Origin of the sequence: Pseudoalteromonas sp. T1lg76 (genome assembly GCF_002964725.1) — a bacterium.
Taxonomy (GTDB): domain Bacteria; phylum Pseudomonadota; class Gammaproteobacteria; order Enterobacterales; family Alteromonadaceae; genus Pseudoalteromonas.
In genome coordinates this window covers 1-312 of the sequence record NZ_PQCE01000091.1, presented here as the reverse complement: position 1 = coordinate 312, position 312 = coordinate 1, and the positions used below count along the sequence as shown (strand labels likewise).

At 57.4% G+C, this 312-nt stretch carries 3 tRNA genes; all 3 read right to left on the bottom strand.

Annotated features, from left to right (window positions below):
* Positions 1–8: 8 nt before the first annotated feature.
* Positions 9–85 (bottom strand) — tRNA-Asp (locus tag C2M35_RS15345).
* Positions 86–113: 28 nt separating this feature from the next.
* A tRNA-Asp gene (locus tag C2M35_RS15340) sits at positions 114–190 on the bottom strand.
* 35 nt (positions 191–225) lie between these two features.
* A tRNA-Asp gene (locus tag C2M35_RS15335) sits at positions 226–302 on the bottom strand.
* Between the last annotated feature and the right edge of the window lie 10 nt (positions 303–312).

Sequence of the window (312 nt, the reverse complement as noted above, 5' to 3'; positions counted from 1 at the left end):
GAAGCAAATGGCGGAGTGGACGGGACTCGAACCCGCGACCCCCGGCGTGACAGGCCGGTATTCTAACCAACTGAACTACCACTCCGCAGTGGTATGCATTGTACATCATTAAATGGCGGAGTGGACGGGACTCGAACCCGCGACCCCCGGCGTGACAGGCCGGTATTCTAACCAACTGAACTACCACTCCGCAGTAATGATGTTTGTACATGTTATCAGGCTAAATGGCGGAGTGGACGGGACTCGAACCCGCGACCCCCGGCGTGACAGGCCGGTATTCTAACCAACTGAACTACCACTCCGCAGAAGCGC